This is a genomic window from Candidatus Microthrix parvicella Bio17-1 (genome assembly GCF_000299415.1).
GTDB lineage: Bacteria > Actinomycetota > Acidimicrobiia > Acidimicrobiales > Microtrichaceae > Microthrix > Microthrix parvicella.
In genome coordinates, this window is the sequence record NZ_AMPG01000001.1 from 229811 (window position 1) to 253164 (window position 23354).

Consider the following 23354-nt stretch of genomic DNA (forward strand, 5'->3'; position numbering starts at 1 on the left):
TCAGTCCTACTTCGGAGGTGGTGACCCGTGATCGCCGTATGGGGGGTCCTTTGGGGGCCCCTTCCACTTCGTTTCTTCGTTGCTGTTTTTCTGTACATCATTCAGCTTTTCGTGATCATCCGAGATCCCAGCCGCCTCCATATTGGCGTCCCGGTCCTGATACCAACTGCGGGCCCATCCCACAGCCCCTTTGGGTGCCGGCCGCTCAATCCTCAGCTCGTGGCCCTGTTCGGGAGTTGGTGCTGGTTGGTACCGGTTCTGGTTGGGGAACGGCGGGTTGAGGGCCGCATGCGCGACAACGTTTGCGGTGCCGATAGCCGCGATTCCAAACTTTCCGGCCTTCTCCCATCCCGACGAACCGCCCCCCTTTGCAAGGCGGGCGGCGAAAGCACTCGCGCTCCTGTTGAACTCCTCAAGGTCAGAGGTGGCTGCCCGAGCACCAGCCTGCGCCGCTTGAAGCCCAGCATGTACCGCCTTGACGCCTTGCACTCCCTTCGCATCGGGAATCTTGTTGGCCAAGTGCGACGCCGATTTCGCAGCGGCCGAAACCACCTCGAGGAATGGGCTCCCGGAGTCACCAAGCGCACGAACTGAATCGGCGAGCTTCTCCAGATCTGATGCCATGTCCCTACCTTCAGCGAGCTTTGCGAGCGTGCTTCTGATGCTGCTTGTCCTGAGCGGCGAGCTCGCCGGCCACGTCCTTGGCTGCCGCCGCGACCTGCCTGAATCCTGCGGCAGAGGAGCGGATACTGTCAGAGCTGGATCCGACAAGGGCGATCATCTTTCGATCGTCTTGAGTTGCGGTGCCCTTGATGGCTGCGGACGTCTTGGACTCAAGACTCGACAGCCTCTTTGCTAGGTCATCCAGCGCGGCGGCTTGCTTCGACGCGTCCCTGGCGATCTGGCGGAACTCAGCGGCAGACATCAGCTGTCAGAGGGATTGACCATACGACTGGGCGATCCTGGCGACGTTCTGAAGCTGAGACGTCGCCTGCTTGACCGCGGTGGATGCCTGTTGCAAAGCCGACATGATTTCAGCATCCTTGCGCTGCGAACTCCCTGCGATCGCCTGCTGCACCGCCGCCTGGTGCTTAGACAGCTCTCGTTCGTATCCCGCCAGACTTCCAGCCGTCTTCTTGGAGGAGGCCGCAAGTTGGTTCACCGTGCTCTTGAGTTGCTTCAGTTGTGACATTCTCGATCCTTCTTGATCTCATTTGCGACGGATTTCGGACGGCAGACGCAGGCGGAATGGCTGCCCCAAAGACCGGCGCCCAACCCTGCCCTGTTGTTGCCACACCCCGCAGGCCTTGCGCCAGCGATCGCGCTGCATCGACCTTCTGCAAGTGTCGACGAATCCTTAACCGAATTTGACAAGGAACACCTCTTTTAGTTTAGAGCAATCTTCGAACAGTTACAAAGCTCGAATAGTCATCCTCACTCTACTTACGTTCGAGACGCTTGCCACAATCGATCTCCAAGCTACGGCGGGGCGTGGAGAGGTGTTACAAGTTCGCTGGATACATACGCTGATCAGGTCCCCGGGCCTCGAAATCGAAGTCATCGCTCAGCCGAAGACCAAAACACGCGTAGTCCTCAGTGAGCCCCTGGCTTCGACACCAAGAGGCGCCTGCGCGAGCGTCGCTGAACCCACCTCTGTGCACAACCGCCACGGTGCCTCCCTTAGTCGACCGGAATTCGTCTCCCCGAATCCCGACAAAGTCACCTCCATACTCGCTCGAGTACTGATCGACCTGCTCTTGAACGGTCTCCGCCCACGACGGGTCATCCGCGTTCGCGACCTGGCTCCAGACGACGGCGACTGCCTCGCCATAAATTTCGTCGCGTTCCATATAGATCGACGCCGAGTCTTGCGACGTGCCTGACGATTCATCCAGCGACGGCTGAGGCGACGAACCGTCGGGGGAACCAAGGCTGGACTCGTCAGCGGCTGCTGAATCAAGGTTCCGTCCGGTCGGTCCGTCCGAATCAAGCGAGTCGCCGCTGTCACTCGAATCGCCCAACCCCCCAGCCGAATCATCTGACTGCACGACTTCATCACTCGTGTCCTCAGAACTGGCCCTTCCCCCAAGCGCAACCGCAAGCACACCTCCTCCTGCCAAGAGTAGGCCTACAATTGACATGCCGATCAGCGTGGTCTTCGAGTTTGAGGTTCTAGAACCAGCGACGCTCGTCACGGATCCCAGGCTGATGCTTGGCCGGGTATCACCAGCGTGTGCAGGTTGGGCGCTGGGCTGTTGCAATACCGGAGACGGTGGAGCAGGGAGGTCTCGGCTCCGTGGAGGGGCCGGCAGGTCGGGCGAAGGTGGACGAACTGGTTCTGTCATGGTTCAACTCCTGGGATAGCCCACGGCGTCGAGGTGCTGGACCGCTGACGAATCCAGCACGGCGAACCACGATGGGTGACGAGAACGTCGCTCATCGTAGCTCTGGAAGGTGTGGCAAACCAGAAATCGGTCTAGGATCTGAGTTCTGACCATCCACAGCCTAGTCACGGACTGAAGTAGTACGCTCATGGTTGATTCCTGTTGGGCTGATGGACAGGGTGCAAGGACGAGCCAACGGCATGTGCGGAATTCGGGACTGCGATCCCATGGGAAGTATCACAACCAGTCGACGCCGGTTCTTGGGCGCGACCGCAGTAGTCCCGTTGGCTGCCACCCACGGCCTCACCAAGCGTTCTGAGGTGACACACAGGCCTGGGCCTGGCGCGTTGAACGCCCCACAGATACGACGACGACGGGATTGGGCGCCCGACCTCCCCATCAAAGCCCCCATCGAGGCTGAGCAGGTCAGATTTCTCCTCGTCCACCACACCTCCGAGCCGGGTTCCGACTATCAGCCCGAGGACGTCGAGGGTATCTTACGTCAGATTTACAGCTTCCACACCGGCGCGGAGAAGGACTGGCCCGACATCGCGTACAACTTCTTCGTCGACAAGTTCGGAACAATCTGGGAGGGCAGGACGGGAAGTGTCGATGGTCCAATTCGGGGCTCGGCAACCGGCGGAAACCAGGGATTCAGTCAGTTGTGCTGTTTCTTGGGCGACTTCGAAGCCGAGCCGCCGCCCGAAGCAGCGGTGTCATCGATGATCACATTGCTGGCCTGGCTTGCGGACCGATACAAGGTCGACGTCACTCCGGGAGCCACGACCACGTTCGCCTCCAGGGGCTCCAACCTTCACCCGCCAGGTAAGGAGGTGATCACTGGAACGATCTCGACCCACCGACAGATGTCGCAGACGGCTTGTCCGGGGACCGCGTGCCACCAGATGGTGGTCGACCAGTTCCAAGGGCTGGTCGCAGCTCAGATCCCTCCCGCCGCTCCCCCGGGCACCACCGAGCCGACGACGCCGCCAACAACAAGTTCTCCCGGAGTCGTTGCCACGCCGCCGTCCGACTCAACGACCGTGCTCGAGGCCGGTCGTAATCGCGCTGAGCAGGCCGGGGCCCCACGTCCCACCGGCTCCAGAACCGACTCCGGGAGCGGGCCGCTGCCGATCATCCTCGGCTCTGGAGCCGCCGCGGTCGCAGGCGCGCTGGCCGTAGGGGCCTGGTCCAATACGCGTTCGAGAGCCATCGCGCCGGCCGTCTCCGGCGAACCGGGCACTGCTGGGCTCCCCACGGCAACCTCCAACCCAACCAATGCGATCGCCCCGTCAGCATCGCGATTCGTTCCTTCGGTAAACGAGCCGGTTGGCAGTGAACCAAACCGTAACGTGACGACAGTTGGTTCACCGGCCGTCTGGTGGCCAAACACGACATCGTCCGGCACAGCAGGCGCAGCGACTGCCAACGAGACGCTCGTCTTCTGGCTCGTGGGGTCCGCCTACTCACAGCCGGCTCGAACCCGCATCGAATCCTCGATGCGGGCCTCGCTCGACCGGTTCGGCGCCACGGGCTGGGTTAGCCCCGGACCGTGGTTTACCCAGATGCTCTCCACCATTTTGCCTGGCCTCACGCATCCGCCGGGGAGTGGCCTCCTGCTTGGGCTCGCGACGAGCGGACAGTGCCTCGCACTCAGCGCCGGCAACGCACGCGTCGACATTCCGGAGGTCACCGGCCGCCATAAGCCTCGGCCTCCGTTGCCGGGAATCGACCCTCGTTCCGGCATGGCCCACCGCTGGAACATCCCGGTCGGTGTCACGTGGTTGGCCGGCTGGCTGGGAGGACCTGGGACGCTGTCCGTTGGCCCCGAGATCGTCGCAGCGAACCTCGCTCAGGGACGCGAGCAGGATCCCGAGCTCTTGGGGAGCGCCGAGGGGTACCTGGGCGTGCGCCTCGTTCCGCCAGCCAACAAGCCGGAGTCTCCCTGATCAGCAGCCGTCGAACCATGACAGCACAGCGTCACCACCATCGATACCTGATGCCGCGACCATCAGTTCGTGCACCCAGGTCAGCGTTGCCGACTCGATGCCGTCGCCAAGGTCACAGCGTCCGGCAAGCAGACCGGCGGCCTCATCCCACGGGCCTTGATGGACCGGGAGGTCGAGGTCGCCGAGCGCCCTGGTGGACACCCGGACGCCTGCGCGTCCCATACCACTGCCCGCCATGGCAGACACCAGGCTCAGTGTGCTGACCGGCGAACACAGCACAGCCAACAGATGGCCCAGTGTGATGCCCTTGGGCACTCCGGCGATCACCGGGGTCAGGCCGATGGCCCGCCCCTGGCCGTCGGGCGCCGCCTCGATCACTCGGGTCTGACTGGCGACGAGCACTTTGGGCACCAACTGGCGCTTCGCCCAGGCCGTGGTCGGTGCATCGTCGGCTGCCAGCGCTCCCAGGTCAACCACCGGCGACTCCCAACGCCGCTTCCCAAACCTCATCGACTTCCCGCCCCACCGACAAACGCCCGGATCGATCAGCCCGGAGGACACCAGCGCCGCGAATCCGGCCGGCACCTCCGGGCGCCCCTCCCGCTCGGTCAGGGTGGCTTCCTGGGCCAGTTCCAACATGGCGTAGTACTCATCGCGAAACCCTGCGCTGAACCTCACGACCTCCCCCAACCGACCCAGCGGCGTGCCGGATGTCCGGCGGACCGCTGGGAGCCCCTCGGCGGCCGCCACCAGTGCACCCCAACTCTCGCTGGAGAGGGCCCCAACCGGAACCATCCCGAGCTCCATTTCGACGGTCGAGCCGCCCCTCACCGGAACCTCCCCGACCGGTGCAGCGGCGAAGCCACCCAGCACCGGCGCCCAGACCTCAACCGCAGCACCGAAGCCCCCATCACCCACCCAGGCGGCGGCCAGAGGCATTCGTTTGGTCACCGTCTGGCGCACGCCCGCCGCATCCCGGGCGGCCAGCACCGAACGGGGCTGGATCAAACACACCACGCCTGTGTCCGCAACCAGTTCGGTTGCAGCGAGAAGAAACAGCGCCGCAGTATCGGTATAGGCGCCCACCTCGGCCCCGAATCGTTCCGTCAGTGATGAGCGACGGCGGGCGTCATGGCGGGTTCCCGCCCTGAGCTGAGCCAGAAACGGCGGGTTGCCAACAACCCACCCCACCGGCGCACCACCGATCGCCCGAGCCAGGACATCGGGTTGGGTCAGCGCGTCGCAGCACACCAGGGTCGGTTCGTCCGATGACAACCCTGAGGCACGGGCACGAGCGACGGCTTCGTCGGCTCCGGGCGCATCGGCCTCGTCGAGCGCCCACCGGGCCAGGGCGGCGCGGGCCACCACCAGCACATCGGGATCCAGGTCGGCACCGACCAGCCGGCTCAGGATCCCCCCCACCGAGGTCGATCGGCCATCAGCGCCCGCCTCAACCCACAGATGCCGGGCAACCGCCACCAGAAACGCACCGGCGCCGCACGCCGGATCGAGCACCACCTCGCCGGTCCGGAAGCGCTCGCCAACGCGGATTGACGCCGCAAAGTTCACCAGGCCCGACGCGAGCGCCGGACTGGTGAAATGCACGCCGGCCGAACGCCGAACCGCATCGGCCAGCATCAACTCGTACAGGGGTCCGAGCAGGTCACAAATCGCCGCACCGGGCGGAGGGTCCAGCGCCGCAGCAGCGCCCCCGGCCAGGTGGTCGGTCACGTCACACCACGACGGCAACTCGCTTGGGGCACGACCGTGTACGGCCAAGGTGGCGACCGCCGACAGCGGCGACACACCGTCGGCTCGAAAATCCGACGCGGTCCGGGTGAGCCAACGCGCCGTCGGATCGGCGAGGACGTTCAGATGACTACTGCGTCTGGCGAGTCGAAGGCCTCGAGATGAGCCAGGCGTGGGTCGTTGGAGAACACCTCATACATCGGAAGCTCCAACCCCAGACGACGTTGAATGCGCCGCACCTCGAGCTCGTCCTTCCACAACACCAGGCTGACCACATGCCCTGAGGCGCCCGCACGCGCCGTGCGCCCCGATCGGTGCAGATAGGTCTTGTGGTCGGCGGGCGGATCGAAGTGAATGACCACCTCCACATCGTCCACATGGATGCCCCGCGCAGCCACGTCGGTTGCCACCATGGCGTCCAGCTTGCCCTTCATGAAGTTGGAGAGGGCCTTCTCACGGTGCTTCTGTGGCACTCCGCCGTGCATGGCCTCGGCGTTCACCCCCAGGTCGTTCAGTTCTTGGGCCACCCGGTCGGTGCCGTGCTTGGTGGAACAGAACACCAACGTGCGCCCCGTGCCCTGAATGATCGCCGCAGCCACCTTTGGCTTGTCCCGATCGTGCACCTTGAGGAAGGCGTGGTGCATTTCAGCCACCGTCTGCCCCTTAGAGGCCACCTCGTGGAAGCTGGGGTTCTCCTGATAGCGGCTCACCAAGGTGTTCACCACGCCGTCGAGCGTCGCAGAGAACAGCAGGGTCTGGCACTTGCCTTCGACATTGCGCAGAATCCACTCCACCTGCGGCAAGAAGCCCATGTCGGCCATGCGGTCGGCTTCGTCGATGACGATGTGGGTCACCTCGGAGAGGTCGAGCGCGTCCCGGTCAATCAGGTCGATCGCCCGGCCAGGCGTGGCCACGACCAGTTCGACTCCACGGTTCAGCGTCGAGATCTGCTTCTCGATGGGTGCCCCGCCATAAATGGCGGTGACCCGAACGTCGGTCCCCTCACCCAGCGGTGCCAGTTCATCGCGTACCTGGGTGGCCAACTCCCTCGTGGGTACCAGGCAGATCGCCTTCGGCCGCTTCGGTCGGGCCGTTTCCAGGCGCTGGAGCAACGGCAAACCGAAGGCCAGGGTTTTCCCGGAGCCGGTTTTGGCCTTGCCGAGTACGTCTCGGCCGGCCAAGGCATCGGGGATGGTCAGGGTTTGGATGGGAAAGGGCGAGGTAATGCCCCGCTCGGCGAGAGTGTCGACCAAAGCAGGGTCGACGCCAAGATCAGCAAAGGTTGTTGTCATGTTGGGTGATCACGATACTGCCAAGTGCCTCCCGCACCACGATCGGCGGCACAAACCCGACCTGAGACCGGTGGATTCAAGGCTTCGCCTACCCTCGGCCACATGGGATCCCCAGCTGGCTTTGAGCAACGCGTCATCGGCGCCCTGGTCGATTCACCGACAAACTGGGTGGTGGCGGTGGCGGGGCCACAGGGTCCACCGCTGTCGGTGGGGGACCCACACGCATCCTTTCCGCTGGCATCGGTCACCAAACCCCTCTCGGCCGCCGCACTCTGGCTCGCCGTCGAGGAGGGCACGGTCAACTGGGACGACCACGTGGGCCCTCCGGGTTCCACGTTGGCGCACCTGCTGGCCCACGCGTCCGGACTGCCGCTCGAGGGTCACACCCCGGTGGCCGCGGTCGGCACCCGGAGGATCTACTCCAACACCGGGTTCGAGTTGGCTGCCGAACACCTGGCTGCGGCAAGCGGACTCACGCTTGCCACCTACCTGCATGAAGGCATCTGCGAGTCCCTCGCGATGACCTCCACCCGCCTGACGGCCAGCCCCGCGTGGGGCGCAACCTCCACCGCAGCCGACCTGATTCGCTTCGGCCAGGAGTTGCTCGGACCCAGCGTGCTCACCCGGGCGACGATCGACCACGTCACCAGGGTGGCCTTCGGACACCTGGATGGCGTGCTGCCCGGCTACGGGCGCCAGACACCCAACCCGTGGGGGCTGGGCATCGAGGTGCGGGGCGACAAGGCGCCACACTGGACCGGATCAAACAACTCGCACCATACGTTCGGCCACTTTGGACGGTCCGGCACGTTCATCTGGGTCGACCCCATCGCCAGGCGCACAGCAGTGTTCTTGGGTGACCGCGATTTCGGGCCGTGGGCAATCGAAGCCTGGCCGACAATCAGCGACGCCGCACTCGACCTCGAACTGCCCGGCTGACCCAGAACCGCAGCGGCCCCCGGACGCCTCGGACTTCCGTTGATTTAAGTTTTCGGCGACTCGGAGTCGTCGAGGGCACCGGCCTGATCGCCCGCCTCTGCATGTTCCTCGGGCCCGGCAACAGGATCCGCCGGCTCAACCTCATCCGGGTCGATGCTTCCGGCGTCAGGGGCAGCCGCTTCGGTCTCCTCAGCTGCGGCGTCGGCGGCGTGGGGATCATCTCCATCCTCAACGGACCCGGCCTCCACCGAAAGAAACGGCTCCACCGCCAATGCTTCGGCAGTGGCGGCATGCGACCGAAGCGGGCCCTTCCACAACACAATCACGACGCCGATCGTGATGCCGACGATCGAGGTCCAGATATTGACTCGGATACCGAAGACCTCGGTGGCGGTGTCGGAGCGCATCGCCTCGATCCACAGCCGCCCCAGAAAGTAGAGCGCAACGTAGGCCCCCAGAAGCTTGCCTTTACCCAGCCTGCGCTTGGAGTCGATCCACAGCAGCACCCCCACCACGCCGAGGTTCCAGATGAGTTCATAGGCAAACGTCGGGTGATAGGTCTCGAAACCAGGGACGTAACCGTCGAGGGGCATACCACCCTTGGGTTCCACCTTCAGAGCCCAAGGAACCGTCGTGGGGCGGCCAAAAAGCTCCTGGTTGAAATAGTTGCCGAGGCGTCCGATGGCCTGCGCCAAGGGCAGCCCGGGTATCGCAGCGTCGACGCAGTCACGCCAATCGACACCCATCCGGTATCCGACAAAGATGCCCACCGCCACACCTGCGATGATTCCGCCCGGGATGCCCAGACCGCCGTTCCAAATCTCGAACGCTCCCGGAATGAGGCTTCGCTCGCACCTGGGCTGACCGCAGTAGAGACGGTCGTAGTCGGTGATCACGTGATAGATCCGCGAGCCGATCAGGCCCGCCGGCACCGCCCACAGGGCGATCGCAGAGATCTGCTCCGGATCGTTACCGCGCGCCGCCCAACGCCGCCGCGCCAACGCAACCGACGCCAGGACCCCCAGTGCGATCATCAGCCCGTACAAGCGAAACGGCCCGAGCGAATCGAAGGGAGGGGCGGGTATGAACGCCGGTGCGGCTGACATCATGGCGTGACCGACTTAGACGTCGCTCGGTTCGGCGGTCAGCGTGTCGATCACCTTGTCGAGAGCGTCCTCCTCGGTGAGGTCGAGTGCGAAACTCAACTCCGACACGAGGACGCTGCGAGCCTTGAGGAACATCGACTTCTCACCTGCGGACAGACCTTTGGCCTGATCGCGAAGCGAGAGGTTCCGCACCACCTCGGCAACCTGATAGACGTCGCCGGACTTCAACTTCTCCTGGTGGTTCTTGAACCTACGACTCCAGTTGGCCGGTTCGCGGATGTCACGCTTTGCGAGGAGATCGAAGAGGTCCTCGACCTCGTCGCGGCTGATGGGCGGCCGCATGCCCACGTCGTCCACCTTGGCGGAGGGTACCGAGATTGTCACCCGGGTCTCTTCACGCTTGACCTCGAGGACGAGGTACTCGGCGTCCTCCCCATTGAACTCCCTCGTCTCCTTACGGACGATGATCGCCGCTCCGTGATGGGGGTAGACAACTCGGTCACCAACGTCAAACGCCACAGACACCTCTATCGAAGAACGGATGGTTCGGAGCAACGCCCCGAAAGGGAACTCAACAGTTTTGCACGGCTCAGGCCCACGCGCCCAGTCGCCGCGGCGAGCCGATCATGATTTCCGATGACCAAACCGGCTCATGGGGGTGATTGCAGGTCGCTCAGGGCCGGTCCGGCCCCTTCTCTCCCCGGAGACGGCAGGCTTGATTCGCCCTCCGGTTGGTTTAGGAACAGCCGGAGGTCGATCCACACTCAGGGCATGCGTGGCATGAGCCCGAGCGAACCATCTGCACTCCACACTGCATACACAACGGTGCGTGGGAGTCCTGCGAGGCGCCTCGGGGCGGCCCGCCGGAGGTGCTCGCACCAACGTCGATGGGCGCCAGGTCCTGGCCGGTCACCGTCTCGACGGCCCCCTCCTCGACGCCCGGCAGTGTGGGCTGGAGACGCTCCGAGACCGAGAAGATGCCCAACTCGGCGCGATCGGTCTCGCTGAGGTAGTCCAGTGCCAGCCTCCTGAACAGGTAGTCCATCAGGCTGTTGGCGATGCGGATGTCCGGATCGTCGGTCATGCCGGCCGGCTCAAAACGCATGCCCGTCAAGCCTCGCACGTACGACGCCAGCGGAACGCCGTATTGCAGACCGTGACTGACCGAGATGGCGAAGGCGTCCATGATGCCTGCCAGGGTCGAACCCTGCTTGGACACCCGAACGAACAGTTCGCCCGGCCGACCGTCGTCGTATTCTCCGACCGTGGCATAGCCCTTGCAGTCGGCCACCCGGAACTCGAAGGTACGTGACCGCCTGGAACGTGGCAGGCGGTCCTTTGCCCCACGGATCACGGCGGTATCCGGTGCCACCGGCGCGGTGGCATCACCCACAGCCGGCGTCGGGTCCTTACCGGCCGACAGCGGCTGTCCCACTTTGCAGTTATCGCGATACACCGCCACCGCTTTGATGCCCAGCTTCCACGATTCGATCAGGAGCGCCTCCAACTCTCCGACGGTCGTTTCCTCCTTCAGGTTGACCGTCTTCGAGATCCCTCCGGAAAGAAACGGCTGGACCGCAGCCATCATGCGCAGATGACCGAGCGCCCCAATCGTGGGGCGACCCATGGCACACGCAAACACGTCGACGTGCTCGGCCCGAAGGCTGGGGGCACCAACCGCCGTGCGTTCCTCAGCGATGTAGGCGACGATGGCGTCGATCTCGGCGGCGTCGTAGCCCAAGCGCCTCAGGGCACGGGGCACGGTCTGGTTGACGATGGCCATGGTGCCACCACCGACGAGCTTCTTGGTCTTCACCAGGCCCAGATCGGGCTCAATGCCGGTGGTGTCGCAGTCCATCATGAAGCTGATCGTGCCGGTTGGGGCCAAGACCGATACTTGGGCGTTCCGCACCCCGACCCGATCGCCCATCTCGATGGCCTCATCCCAGGCCGCTGCCGCAGCCGCATTGAGTGCCGTCGACGACTGCAGCGTGGAGAGACCCGCCAGGGCCTTGCGGTGTGCCCGGAGCACACCCAGTTGCGGCTCACGATTCTCGGCAAAGCCGGCATACGGGCCAAGACGCTCGGCCAGATGGGCCGAGGTTCGATAGGCGGCACCGGTCATCAGGGCGGTGATCGAACCGGCCCAGGCCCGTCCAGCCTCGGAGTCGTACGGCAACCCAAGAGCCATCAGCAAAGCGCCCAGGTTTGCGTATCCCAGGCCGAGCTGACGGAAGCGGCGCGTCGTTTCACCGATCGCTTCGGTTGGGTAGTCGGCGTTGCCCACCAAGATCTCTTGAGCGATCAACGTGATGTTGACGGCGTGAGCGAACCCATCGATGTCAAACTCTCCATGCTCGTCCAGAAAGGACAACAGGTTCAGGCTGGCCAGGTTGCAGGCCGAGTCGTCCAAATGCAGGTACTCGCTGCACGGGTTTGACGCGTTGATCGGACCGGTGACCGAGGCTGTGTGCCAACGGTTGATGGTGGAGCTGAACTGCACACCCGGATCCGCGCATTCCCAGGCGGCCTCTGCGATTTGATGGAGCAGCTCACGAGCCCGAACCGTGCGAAGCACCTCGCCGGTTGCCACCGATCGCAGTGCCCACTCGGCATCGGACTCCACGGCCTCCATGAACTCGTCCGAGAGCCGAACCGAATTGTTGGCGTTCTGGTATTGCACCGAGTGGGAGTCCGCGCCGTCCAGGTCCATGTCGAAACCGGCGTCGGCCAACACCCGGGCCTTGCGTTCCTCAATGGCCTTGCACCAGATGAAGTCCTCAACGTCGGGGTGTTCAACATCCAGCACCACCATCTTGGCGGCACGTCGGGTGGTACCACCCGATTTGATCGTGCCGGCCGACGCGTCGGCTCCCCGCATGAACGACACCGGCCCCGATGGCGAACCGCCGCTGGAGAGCCGCTCGTAGGAGGACCGAATGCCCGACAGGTTGACGCCGGCGCCGGAGCCACCCTTGAAAATCACCCCCTCCTCCCGGTACCAGTTGAGGATCGAGTCCATCGTGTCCTCGACCGAGAGGATGAAGCAGGCAGAGGCCTGCTTCGGTGCACCCTTGACTCCGATGTTGAACCAAACCGGCGAGTTGAAGGCCACCCGTTGGTGCACCAGCAGCCACGTGAGTTCCCCCGAGAACGCGAGCGCCTCGGGTTCGTCGGCGAAGTAGCCGCCTTCGACGCCCCAACCCGTCACCGTCGACACCACCCGATCGATCACCTGCCGAAGCGAGCTTTCGCGCTCCGGTGAATCCATCGGACCTCGGAAGTACTTCTGCGCCACGATATTGGAGGCGTTTTGCGACCAGGACTCTGGAAACTCAACATCGTCCTGCTCGAACGCGGCCTCACCGGTGCGGTAGTCGGTGATTCTGGCGTCCCTCCGACCCCAGGTCACGTCGGCATAGCCGTCATCGTGTCCCGACGTGAACCGACGCTGCACGGCGGCGCCGGTTGTTTCCGCTGGTCTGGCTGTAACGGTGCTCATGGCGAACTCCTCGACGTGGATGGTCGGTGGCGAGCTGGTTGGTGACCGGGTCCCATGTCAACCGAAATCGCGGTCGAACGGGTTTGACCGTTGCATGGGCGGAAGGGGGGGGATCCCGAAACATCGACCCGGCATCGGGCCCGAAGCCCTAGCCGGTAGAGATTTTTCCTCATCCCAGGTGTTGTCAACCGAGGGTTGACTTGCCAGCCACCACCGTCCCGACCGCCCATGCAACGATCGCTCGGACCACCCTAGAGACCGCGCCATGGGTCCTGTCGAGCCCAGATTCTGTGGGTTGGCTGTGGAAAGAGCCTCGGTTGTCCACAGGGGAGATTTCAGGCTGTGGGCAACCAGGCAGCCCATTCGCTGATAGCGCTTGCGGCCCAACGCGTTCAAACGACCAAACTCGCCGACCGGTATAACTGAACTCGGTACGCGGGGCCGACCCGAGCCCAATCCACATGGTGTGGATTGTCCGCGCTCAGTGACGCTCGGAACTCCGTTCGACACCATCCAAGAAATTCTTTCGGGGGCTAGGGTCGAGCCGTGCCACCGCTGGAATGCATCAACCCTGAAACCTCGCCGTTGGCCATGTGGCACAAGCTCCGCGTCGAAGGGCGGCACGGTTCCCGTCCCCGCCCGTGGACACTGGCCAATATGGTCAGCTCGCTCGATGGCAAAGCCGCCTTGAACGGCCGAAGCGGCAAACTGGGTGGGCCACTCGACCGGGTCATGTTTCAGGCGATCAGGGCTCTGGCTGACGTTGTGCTGGTGGGTGCCCAAACCGTCCGAACCGAGCGTTATGGGCCCATCCAGCTGTCCCAAGACCTGCAATCGGCCCGCAGCGACGCCGGCATGGCCCCCAACCCGCTGCTCGCCGTGCTGTCTCGAACGCTGTCGCTTCCGAACGGCAGAGGATTGCTGGACGCCCCGGAAGGACTGGTGCTGATGACCGGCGCCGACGCTCCGCCCGATCGGATACGCCAGGCCGAAGACGCCGGTATCCGCGTGGAACAGCTTGGGGAGTCTGATTCGACCGTGGCCGCCGCCCTGGACCGCCTGTCCGAAACCGGTGCAAACGTGGTGCTGACCGAGGGCGGCCCATCGGTGCTGGCCGACATCATCGAGGCTGATCGGCTGGACGAGTTGTGCCTGACGCTGGCCCCCCGCCTGCTTGGAGACGGCCTCAACCTGATCGAGAGGTCCGGCCTGGAAGGACGACGCTGGCAGCTTCAGCATTGCTGGGCCGCCGACGATGACCTCTACCTCAGCTATCAGCGCCCAGCCGCACAGGACTGACTCAGTCCGACACCTTCGACAGACGGCCCAGCTCGGCCTGAAAGTCGCCGAGGCCCTGGAACGCCTTGTAAACGCTTGCGAAGCGTAGGTAGGTGACGTCGTCGGTCTGTGCCAGACGCTCCAGCACCAGACGGCCGATGTCGGCCGTCGACGCCTCCACCCCGACGGTTGAGAGCGCCTCCTCAACAGCGGCGGCGAGCACACCCGCGTCGGCGGCCGACACCGGCCGTCCCTTCGCCGCCGACAGCACGCCGGCCTCGATCTTGGACCGCTCGAACGGCTGCGTTGTTCCGTCGCTCTTGATAACGACCAACGGCGCCTGCTCCACCCGCTCGAAGGTGGTAAACCGTGCGCCGCAACCGGCGCACTGACGGCGACGACGAATTCCGGCGCCATCATCCACCGACCGAGAATCAACCACCCGGTCTTCAGGTTCACTGCACCGCGGACAACGCACGAGGTGGCACGGTAACGCCCCCCGGCCTCAACTGCACGATGCCACCTACCCGGCCGGAAGGACCACACGTTGGCCTACCAGCAGTTGCTCACCATCGTTGAGCTCCACCAGCGAAGCCACGGTGTCACGGATATCACCCGGGCGGTCCAATTCGTTCGCCAACGACCACCACGTATCGCCGGGAACAACGACCCGCGTCGTCAGAGCCTGCGAGGCCCCGGCCTCGTTCGACGAACCACCGAACACGTCGCCCGCAACCGCAACCACCGCCCAGAGCAGCGCCAACAGCAACAGCGCCGCCACCGCTCGACGTCGGAGGTACACGAACCGATGCGTACCGCCCGGAACCACCCGCTCATCCACGGGAGGCGCCGCATCGACCAGGCCACCAGAACCCCGCAGGCTGCTGGACGCCGGTGTCGGCAACCGTTGCACGGCATGCAACTGGCCCATGCGTGCTCGGACGGCAGGGTGCGTCGAGGACCAGGTGGGTTTCGGGGCATCGCCGCCCTCGATCACCTGGAGGTTTGGCCGAGTGGTGCGGCTGGAACGGTCGGGATCGGATGTCTGAAGTGCAACCATGTCTCAAGCTTCCTCATGGGGTGTGACAACGAGCCGTTGTCGTCGTGTGCACGCTCGGGTGCGATCGAACAAACCCTCGAACGAACGAACGTTCGAATAGCATGAGGAACGCGCGTTCGACTGTCAAGGGCCAGTCGAGCAAATGTTCGTCGAACGAATGTTCTTGCACGTCGACGGTCACCGGGCTAGGGTGGGGAACGCTCGTTCGACCGAGGAGACCTCATGTCCCACAGCAACCCAGCAAACGACCAGTCACGTGGTCGGAAGGCAACGTCTTCGGCCTCCGCGTCAAACACCGATCCCCTGACGGCGCGTCAGCGTGAGGTTCTCGACTGCGTGATCGACTCGGTGAGCACCCGCGGTTACCCACCGTCGGTTCGAGAAATCGGGACCGCTGTCGGGCTCACCTCCCCCTCAACCGTGCACTCACATCTCGCCACGTTGCAGCGACTCGGCTACTTGAAGCGTGATTCCACCAAGCCACGTGCCATCGAGGTTCATACCGACGGCAAAGCCGATGTGGCCGAGCGGCGCCCGGTTCGCCATGTACCCCTCGTCGGCTCGGTGGCTGCCGGCACGGGAGTCATAGCGCAAGAGCAAATCGAGGAGATGCTTCCGCTACCGGCCGACCTCACCGGAGACGGCGACCTGTTCATGCTGACCGTCCGCGGCGACTCCATGGTTGACGCCGGGATCTTTCATGGCGATTACGTCGTGGCGCGCCAGCAAACCACTGCCGATCGCGGCGACGTCGTCGTGGCAGGCATTCCCGGCGAGGAGGCCACGGTCAAGACGCTCACCACACATTCGACAAAGGGCACCACGCTCACGCCCGCCAACGCCACCATGTCCCCCATGAACTTTCCCCCCGGAGAAGTGGTGATCTTCGGCCGCGTGGTGACCGTGCTCCGCAAACTTTGACACTGCCCAAATCCAGGCTTGGGCGCAGGGTCAGTTGTTGTGAAGCTCTTGGTTGAGCCCGCCCCAGTCCGGCACCCGGGGGACCATCTCCACCGAGCCGGTCGTTGAGTTGCGACGAAACAGCATCTGACTTCCTCCGGACAATTCGCGTGCCTTACGAACCGAGCCGTCCTCCATGGTGACCTTTGTGCCTGCAGTGAGGTAGAGACCGGCTTCGATCACGCAGTCGTCTCCTAGCGAGATTCCACAACCGCCGTTGGCACCAACGAGACAGCGTCGGCCCAGGCTGATGACCTCCTTGCCTCCTCCGGAGAGGGTTCCCATCACCGATGCCCCGCCCCCAAGGTCAGACTGGTCGCCCAGCACCACCCCCGATGAGATGCGACCCTCGATCATGGCTGCGCCCAGCGTGCCCGCGTTGAAGTTGACAAACCCCTCGTGCATCACGGTGGTGCCTTCGCCCAGGTAGGCCCCGAGCCGCACCCGTGCGCCGTCGGCGATACGAACCCCGGCGGGTACGACGTAGTCGACCATCCGAGGGAATTTGTCGACCGAGTTCACGGTGATTTGGCGGCCCTCGGCCCGAAGACGACTCTGAACCTCGGCCAACGTGTCCGGGTCGGCCGGACCCTGGCTGGTCCAGGCCACCGTTGACAACCGTTCGAAGAGTCCCTCCAGGTTGATGCTGTGGGGGGTGCGCAGCCGGTGCGACAGCAGATGAAGTCTCAGGTAGGCATCATGGGCGTCCACGGGCGGAACGTCCAGACTGTCGATGAATGTGACGATCACGGCGAGACGAGTGCCCAGTCCGGGGTTCTCGGCAAATCTGCTTTCTCTGAGGGTGGCGAGGCACCTCCGGTTGGCCTCGTCGGCCCCGCCTGTGGTTTTCAGCTCCATGACCACCTCGGCCAACCGGTTCGGCGAAAACGTCAGCGTGCCGGAGCCCCCGGCATGTTGGCCGTGGCGCGCCAGCACCTCGGCCACATCGGCGTGCGTGCCCAGATTGACCACCGCGAAGTTGCTGTCGAGCACCTTGGTTCCGTCACCGGCGGACGAAAACGTCGCCGTACCGATTCCGAAGGCTGCTAAGGGATGTGCTGGCATCGGAATGCTCCGTGATGGGTCGATACCCGGTTTGCGCAACGCAAGCCAGGATGGGTCTGCATCCTATGGAGGCGGCTCGCCTGCCGTTCAAGCCCGTACGGTCAGGGAGCGCTCACCCCGTTGCGCAACAGGTCGACCATGACCGTCCAGACCCTGTCGATACTGGCGCGCTCCAGGTGCTCAGCCGCGGTGTGGGCTACCACGGGATCGCCCGGGCCAAAGTTGGCCGCCGGGATCCCGCGCTCGGCGAAGAACGCAGCGTCGGTCCACCCCAGTTTTGCCCGCACCTCAAGATCGTGGCGGCGAATCGGATACGAGAGCAAAGGGTGGCTGAGGCCCGGAGGTGCGGCACGGGCCCGGTCGACGACGGTCAACACGTCCAGATCGGTCATGGACGGTGCCACGAACTGCCGTAAGGCGGCTTCTGCCTGGGCCAGACTGCGGTCGGGCGCAAAGCGGTGCGCCACGGTGACCACAACCCGATCGGGCACCACGTTGCCGGCAACACCACCGTTGATCGCAACCGCCTGAAGCGCCTCGTGATAGGTGCAACCATCGATCGTGGGCCGTCTGGCAACCCAGTCGTCCAGGCGGGTGAGCAATGCACCGGCGCGATGGATGGCGTTCTCACCCATCCATGCCCGAGCCGTGTGAGCCCGACGACCACGGAACTCAATTTCGATCCGAACAGAGCCCTGACAACCGGCCTCCAACGCACCGTCGGTGGGCTCTCCTAGGAGGGCCACATCGCCCTCCAACAAGTCGGGGCGCTCCCGTTGCAATTCCAGCAGGCCGGAATGAACAGTTGCGATCTCCTCCCTGGCATAAAACACCCATGTGACGTCCACCGCAGGACGTTCCACCCGGCGCGCCAACTCCAACATCACCGCAAGTCCACCCTTCATATCGGCGGAGCCAAGCCCCCACAGCACGTTGCCCTCGGTTCGAGGAGTCGCGTTGCCATTGGCGGGCACGGTATCGAGGTGTCCACCCAGAATCAGCCGGTTTGGTCGGTCGAGGTGGGTGCGGGCCACCACGTTGTCGCCCACCCGGTCCACGCTGAAGTGCGGCCGACGGTCGGCGACCTTCTCGAGTTCCTTCTCCACGAGGTCGGCGAGTTGCGCCTCGTGGCGACTTTCCGAAGGAATCGAGATCAGCCCGCTCGTGGCCGCCAACAGGTCGGGATCGGAGTCAGTCGCCACGGTCGCCTGTGCCTTGATTGCCCAGATCGCCATCGCCGTGTGGTCCAGAGGGCCCCGAGGCGTCGGGTGGAGGAGACACGTCGCGGAAGGGCTGCGATGCCGGCGGACCCCATGGGTGGTCGGGAGGGCCCTGTCCTTGGCCATCACTTCCGCGAAGCGATTTCAGGGTGCGCGAACGAAGCCACACCGATGCAGCTACCAAACACGCACCCAGGGCCATACCAGCAGCGGCCGGGGTCAGACCGAGCAGCACCCACAGGGCATCAGTCGATCGGTCGACACGATCCACCACCACACGGTCATCGGAGTTCGGCGCATCCTCCTTGGCATTTGCACCAGATTTCACGTCAAGGGTGTAGGTGCCGGATCGGGGTATCGTGACCGTGCGAAACGTGATGTAGCTGCGTTGATCGACGGACGTGCTGAACACCGTATCCGGAGTGTCGAGGCTGAGTTCGCCGACCTCAGAACTGATCGTCACGTCCAGGCTGCGGGGTACCCCCACCGAGGGCGCCTCCTGCTCGTAGTAGAGGTCGTAGGTACCGGGGCGGTCGACGGTGAAGCTCTCCGATGACGGCACACGCTCACGCGCAACGGCGTTCTTGGATGGACTGCCGAGACGTTCCGCCGACCCGTCCGAGAGCCACTGCGTGGTGAGGAACCCCAACATCACCGCCACCCCGGCCGCCCACAACAGGCCCATCGACCAGCGCATGGTTCTGAGCCAAGCCTCGTCATGAATTGGCCCCGAGGCGTCGTTCGATGTGTTCACGAACTTCCGCCACTGCGGTCGCTTCTGCTCTGAACCAGCGCCCGGACCCGGGCACGATCACGCGCTCGTCCAACTCCAACCACCACTCCGGATCCGAGAAGGGCTGCCACGGCGCCGCCGATACCCCCCCACAGCATCAGGTCGATTCCCCGAGAGTCGGAATTGGGGTCGGCGACCACCACCGAGACGTTGCTTCCGGTCAAGGTGCCATCGGGATCGACGGTCACCGTGTAGTCCCCCCCAACGACTTGGAATGAGCCGATGGGGATCAGTTCGGTGGACATCCCCGCATGACGAGGAAGGTTTGGCTTGGGATCGACCTCGACCTCGCCGTCCCCGCGGATCACGATGGGATCGAGATAGCCCGGAAGCGCCGGGTCACCCGACATCGTTGAGCGCTCCAGGTAGATACCCAACCGGCCGGAGCGGACCGGCGAGGAAAACTCCACCTGGCCGGGGAAGTCCGAGCGCCCCAACGTCTCGGGGCCGCCGTCGGAGAGGAATCCCACGACGACCAGGGTCACCCCGATGATGATCCCGGCCAACGCCAGCCCGGCGCCGCCGTAGACCCATGCCACCGATGGCCTGACCGCCTGAGGGCGGGTGGAGGCACCAGGCATCTGCGGGCGCGGTTGGGCCGACGGGATCATCGTCTCCATCATCGCAGCCGCACCGGTCAACGTGCGGGCATGGGTACCGATTGGCCCGTCAACTCAACCGCCTCGCACCAACGCTGCACCATCTGCAAGAGCTGCGATTCGGCGGGCCGCCTCGACGATCTCGTCATCAGGCCGAACAGCGGCGAGACGAATCCGCCCAGCTCCGTCCGGTCCATAGAGGATGCCGGGTTGAACAAGAACCCCGGCGGCGGCAAGGCGGGCGGCAGCCGCCCGATCGTCTCCGCCGACCTTGGCCCACAGGTAGAAACCACCCGCGGGAAGTTCCACATCCGCCAAACCGGCCTGCCTGACCGACTCGGCAAGCACCTCCAGTCGGTGGCGGTATCGATTCCGCTGCTCGGCGACGTGTGACTGATCGCACCATGCCGCGACGGCAGCAGCCTGCATCGGCCCCGGCACCACCAGGCCCAACTCCCGCCTCCGCTCACCCAAGGCAGCGACCAATTGTGCGTCGCCCGCGTAACAGCCCACTCTGCCTCCGGCCAGGTTGGAGCGCTTCGACAGCGAGTGAAGCGCCAACAAACCTTCGCCTCCAGAGGACAGCACAGTTGATGCGGGAAGCTGGTCCTCACCTGCAGGGCCCCCGCTCCACGTGTACTCGAGATAGCACTCGTCGGAGCACACGATGATTCCTCGCTCGCGTGCCCAACTCGCAACCGCACCGAGGTCGTCAAGGCCACCGGCCGGGTTGCCGGGCGAGTTCACCCAGAGCAGGCGAGCCCTGGCGGCATCTTCAGGTTCGACTGCGTCCAGGTCGAGGGAGAATCGACTCGTCATCGGCACCCGGACCACGCGACAGCCCGCCAGGTCCGCTCCAACCGCATAGGTGGGATACGCCACCGCTGGAACGAGGACCGTGTCACGGTGCGAAGCGACCAGCGGCCCCAGCAGCAACGCAAGGCTGCCAACGAACTCCTTCGTTCCCACGCAGGCCGCCACCGCATCCGGTGAAATCTCCAGGTCCAGGCGTCGCCGCATCCAATCCGAGGCCGCAGCGCGGAACTCGGGTGAACCCACCGACTTTCCATAGGGTCCGAGCGAGTCCCCTGCGGCGTTCATCGCCCGGACTGCGCAGGCGGGCGGTGGGTCACACGGTGAACCCAACCTGAGGTCGATTGGCCCGTCGATCATGGCCGTCCGACCTCCGACATGATCATCGCCATCACTCCCCCACGGCCACCGGCTCGAACTCGGAGAACCGGCCTCGTTGTTCCTCCGGCAGCCGGGTCCTCATGACCATCTGTTCCTCCTCCGACACCTCCGAGAGCACCTCGCCGAGTGCATGAACCGCAGCGATCACATCGCCGCGCGCCCACGGGATGTGCAGCTCGATCACGGGCCGCTGCGAGCGCAGTCGGTCACCGATGGCTTGGACCAGCCCGTCGATTCCCTGCCCGGTAGCGGCCGAAACAGCCACCGAGCCGGGCGTGGCCGCAGCGAGACGGGCCGCGTCGGCCCCACGATCGGCCTTGTTGAAAACCAACAACTCAGGCCGATCACCGCCGCCGATCTCGGCCATAATGGCCCGAACGACGGCGATCTCCCCGGCCGGGTCCGGCGCTGAGGCATCGACCACGTGAACCAGCAAATCGGCCTCGGGCACCACCGAAAGTGTGGTCTTGAACGCTTCGACCAGTTCGTGAGGCAGCTTGCGAACGAACCCAACGGTGTCGGTCAACAGCACCACCTCGCCACCGGGCAGCGCGAGCTTGCGGGTGGTGGGATCGAGGGTTGCGAACAGGCGGTCCTCAACGAGCACGCCGGCGTCTGTCAACCGGTTCTCCAACGATGACTTCCCCGCGTTGGTGTAGCCGACGATGACGACGTGGGCCACGCCCGACCGGCGCCGCGCCTTCGACTGCGTCGACCGATGTTGTCGCACCTCGCGCAGCTCCGCCTCCAGCTTGTGGACCCGTCGGTCCAGGCGCCTGCGGTCTGTCTCCAAGGCCTTCTCACCGGGACCGCGGCGTGCGCCGCCCAAACCGCCTGCCTGCTGTGAAAGCGCCTTGCCCCGTCCCTTCAGCCGAGGTGCCAGGTAACGCAGCTGGGCCAGCTCAACCTGGGCCTTGCCCTCCTGGCTGGATGCGTTCTGGGCGAAGATGTCAAGGATGACCGCAGTGCGATCGATCGCAGACCTTCCAAGCAGCTTTTCCAGGTTGAACTGTTGGGCCGGGCTGAGCTGATCGTCGAAGACGACGGTGTCACAGTCGGTGGCCTCGGCCATCTGCTTGATCTCGGCAGCCTTGCCGGAACCAACGTAGGTGGCCGGGTCCGGTGCCCTCCGCCGTTGGGTGAGCCGACCAACCACGTCAGCGCCGGCCGTGTCCACCAACAACTCAAGTTCGTCCAGCGACGCGTCGGTGTCGTCGTCGTGACCGTCGACCACAACCGCCACCAGAAGGATCTTCTCTCGGAACGTCCGCTCGATCAGGCCACGGGACTCGCCGCCGAACTCACCGAACCCGCCTCGGTGGGTCTCGGCGGTCTCGGCGGGGTGCCCAGCCGTCACCGGCTCCACATCCGCTTCCTGCACCGGCTCGCTGTTCGGACCGGCCACCTGCCCAGCTTGCCCAACCACGGTGGGCTCCCAGCCGTCCTCATCGATACTCACGGCGTCTCCAGGTCGGCGACGAACGTGGCGGGCCCAACGAGTGATGCCTCCGTTTCGCCGAGCTCGACGACCGCCTCCCCGCCGGGCATGCGAATGGTGACCCGGTCGCCCACCAGTCCCCAGGTGCGGGCGACCCAGGCAGCCACGGTGGCACCCGAGCCGCAGGCCTCTGTCAGGCCGACGCCCCGCTCCCAGGACCGCATCACCAGGGTGTCGGGCCCGACTGACTCAACGACATGCACGTTGGCGCCACCAGGTATGGCGTCCTCCACCCGGCGGCCAACCTTGGCGAGGTCGATCGACGTCAGGTCGGGGACCAACGATCCGGCGCCCAGGAGCACAACGTGGGGATTGCCCACCGAACCGGTGGCCGCCTGCGCAAACCCCATCTCCCCAACCACCGCCGGGAGCGTTGGGCCTGCCGACACCGGCCCCATCTCTGCCAGGACCGACAGTGTCAACGGGTCGGATGCGGCCGTCGCCACCGCCTGACGAACACCCCCTGGGGTTGCCACGGTGACCGTGCCCTCGTGTAAGCCTGCGGCTCGAAGGTGGGCCTGAACCAGGCAGCGAAGGCCATTACCCGAGATCTCCGCCTCGGTGCCGTCGGCGTTGTGAAGCCGAAACGCCACGTCTGCCCGGTCGGACACCCCGCCCCAGATCAGACCGTCAGCGCCAATACCCGTGTGACGATCGCACAGGGCACGCGCCAAGTCGGGGCTGTTTGGCAACGGCCCGTTGGTCGCCTCGAGGACCACCAGAAAGTCGTTACCGAGGCCGTGATGCTTGGAGAGGTGCATGGGCG

Annotated in this window: 21 protein-coding genes; 4 read left to right on the forward strand and 17 right to left on the reverse strand. The window is 64.9% G+C overall.

The window, feature by feature from the left end; genetic code table 11:
• Window positions 1-6: 6 nt before the first annotated feature.
• Genes MPARV_RS0101165 through MPARV_RS0101175 form a run of 3 tightly spaced genes read right to left on the reverse strand, consistent with a single transcriptional unit; the run spans window position 7 to window position 1192 of the window.
• Window positions 7-624 carry a hypothetical protein gene (locus tag MPARV_RS0101165; RefSeq protein WP_020376932.1) on the reverse strand — a complete coding sequence of 206 codons (618 nt, stop codon included), beginning with the start codon at window positions 622-624 and terminating at the stop codon, window positions 7-9.
• Between the two features lie 10 nt (window positions 625-634).
• Window positions 635-925, reverse strand: coding sequence for a hypothetical protein (locus MPARV_RS0101170; protein WP_020376933.1), 291 nt, complete (start codon window positions 923-925; stop codon window positions 635-637).
• Window positions 926-931: 6 nt separating this feature from the next.
• Complete coding sequence (locus MPARV_RS0101175; protein ID WP_020376934.1) at window positions 932-1192, reverse strand: hypothetical protein; 261 nt, start codon at window positions 1190-1192, stop codon at window positions 932-934.
• Between the two features lie 1512 nt (window positions 1193-2704).
• Between MPARV_RS0101175 and MPARV_RS21940 the strand changes: the two genes are divergently transcribed.
• Window positions 2705-4333, forward strand: a complete 1629-nt coding sequence (locus MPARV_RS21940; protein WP_172636541.1) for an N-acetylmuramoyl-L-alanine amidase — start codon at window positions 2705-2707, stop codon at window positions 4331-4333.
• Here the strand turns inward: MPARV_RS21940 and MPARV_RS0101190 are convergent, their stop codons facing one another.
• A complete protein-coding gene (locus MPARV_RS0101190) occupies window positions 4334-6064 on the reverse strand; it encodes an N-6 DNA methylase (RefSeq protein WP_157789408.1) in 1731 nt (576 codons plus the stop codon).
• A 140-nt stretch (window positions 6065-6204) separates the two neighbouring features.
• A complete protein-coding gene (locus MPARV_RS0101195) occupies window positions 6205-7374 on the reverse strand; it encodes a DEAD/DEAH box helicase (protein WP_020376938.1) in 1170 nt (389 codons plus the stop codon).
• Window positions 7375-7476: 102 nt separating this feature from the next.
• Between MPARV_RS0101195 and MPARV_RS0101200 the strand changes: the two genes are divergently transcribed.
• Complete coding sequence (locus MPARV_RS0101200; RefSeq protein WP_020376939.1) at window positions 7477-8313, forward strand: serine hydrolase domain-containing protein; 837 nt, start codon at window positions 7477-7479, stop codon at window positions 8311-8313.
• Window positions 8314-8357: 44 nt separating this feature from the next.
• Here MPARV_RS0101200 and lgt read toward each other — a convergent pair whose 3' ends face one another.
• The 3 genes from lgt to MPARV_RS0101215 form a co-directional block, all read right to left on the reverse strand.
• Window positions 8358-9422, reverse strand: coding sequence for a prolipoprotein diacylglyceryl transferase (gene lgt, locus MPARV_RS0101205; protein WP_020376940.1), 1065 nt, complete (start codon window positions 9420-9422; stop codon window positions 8358-8360).
• Window positions 9423-9434: 12 nt separating this feature from the next.
• Complete coding sequence (locus MPARV_RS0101210; protein WP_012230882.1) at window positions 9435-9938, reverse strand: CarD family transcriptional regulator; 504 nt, start codon at window positions 9936-9938, stop codon at window positions 9435-9437.
• A 217-nt stretch (window positions 9939-10155) separates the two neighbouring features.
• Window positions 10156-12921 carry a vitamin B12-dependent ribonucleotide reductase gene (locus MPARV_RS0101215; RefSeq protein ID WP_020376941.1) on the reverse strand — a complete coding sequence of 922 codons (2766 nt, stop codon included), beginning with the start codon at window positions 12919-12921 and terminating at the stop codon, window positions 10156-10158.
• A gap of 546 nt (window positions 12922-13467) precedes the next feature.
• Here MPARV_RS0101215 and MPARV_RS20595 point away from each other — a divergent pair.
• A complete protein-coding gene (locus MPARV_RS20595) occupies window positions 13468-14220 on the forward strand; it encodes a dihydrofolate reductase family protein (protein WP_020376942.1) in 753 nt (250 codons plus the stop codon).
• A gap of 1 nt (window position 14221) precedes the next feature.
• Here the strand turns inward: MPARV_RS20595 and nrdR are convergent, their stop codons facing one another.
• On the reverse strand, window positions 14222-14677 hold the full coding sequence (gene nrdR, locus MPARV_RS0101225; protein WP_031276970.1) for a transcriptional regulator NrdR: 456 nt from the start codon (window positions 14675-14677) through the stop codon (window positions 14222-14224).
• Between the two features lie 45 nt (window positions 14678-14722).
• Window positions 14723-15259 (reverse strand): LysM peptidoglycan-binding domain-containing protein, encoded by a 537-nt coding sequence (locus MPARV_RS0101230; protein ID WP_012230872.1) that lies wholly within the window; start codon window positions 15257-15259, stop codon window positions 14723-14725.
• Between the two features lie 222 nt (window positions 15260-15481).
• Between MPARV_RS0101230 and lexA the strand changes: the two genes are divergently transcribed.
• Window positions 15482-16180, forward strand: a complete 699-nt coding sequence (gene lexA, locus MPARV_RS0101235) for a transcriptional repressor LexA (RefSeq protein WP_012230868.1) — start codon at window positions 15482-15484, stop codon at window positions 16178-16180.
• Between the two features lie 30 nt (window positions 16181-16210).
• Here lexA and MPARV_RS0101240 read toward each other — a convergent pair whose 3' ends face one another.
• From MPARV_RS0101240 to dapF, 7 genes are all read right to left on the reverse strand, one after another.
• Window positions 16211-17284 (reverse strand): DapH/DapD/GlmU-related protein, encoded by a 1074-nt coding sequence (locus MPARV_RS0101240; RefSeq protein ID WP_012230866.1) that lies wholly within the window; start codon window positions 17282-17284, stop codon window positions 16211-16213.
• Window positions 17285-17385: 101 nt separating this feature from the next.
• Window positions 17386-18519, reverse strand: a complete 1134-nt coding sequence (dapE, locus tag MPARV_RS0101245; RefSeq protein WP_020376944.1) for a succinyl-diaminopimelate desuccinylase — start codon at window positions 18517-18519, stop codon at window positions 17386-17388.
• Entirely contained in the window at window positions 18476-19201 is a 726-nt protein-coding gene (locus MPARV_RS0101250; RefSeq protein WP_012230861.1) for a hypothetical protein, read from the reverse strand. Before MPARV_RS0101250 ends, dapE begins: the two co-directional genes overlap by 44 nt.
• Window positions 19202-19254: 53 nt before the next feature.
• Window positions 19255-19920, reverse strand: a complete 666-nt coding sequence (locus MPARV_RS0101255; RefSeq protein ID WP_031276973.1) for a hypothetical protein — start codon at window positions 19918-19920, stop codon at window positions 19255-19257.
• A gap of 51 nt (window positions 19921-19971) precedes the next feature.
• Window positions 19972-21069 (reverse strand): aminotransferase class I/II-fold pyridoxal phosphate-dependent enzyme, encoded by a 1098-nt coding sequence (locus MPARV_RS0101260; RefSeq protein ID WP_012230855.1) that lies wholly within the window; start codon window positions 21067-21069, stop codon window positions 19972-19974.
• A 31-nt stretch (window positions 21070-21100) separates the two neighbouring features.
• Complete coding sequence (hflX, locus tag MPARV_RS0101265; RefSeq protein ID WP_020376947.1) at window positions 21101-22549, reverse strand: GTPase HflX; 1449 nt, start codon at window positions 22547-22549, stop codon at window positions 21101-21103.
• Complete coding sequence (dapF, locus tag MPARV_RS0101270; RefSeq protein ID WP_012230853.1) at window positions 22546-23349, reverse strand: diaminopimelate epimerase; 804 nt, start codon at window positions 23347-23349, stop codon at window positions 22546-22548. Before dapF ends, hflX begins: the two co-directional genes overlap by 4 nt.
• Between the last annotated feature and the right edge of the window lie 5 nt (window positions 23350-23354).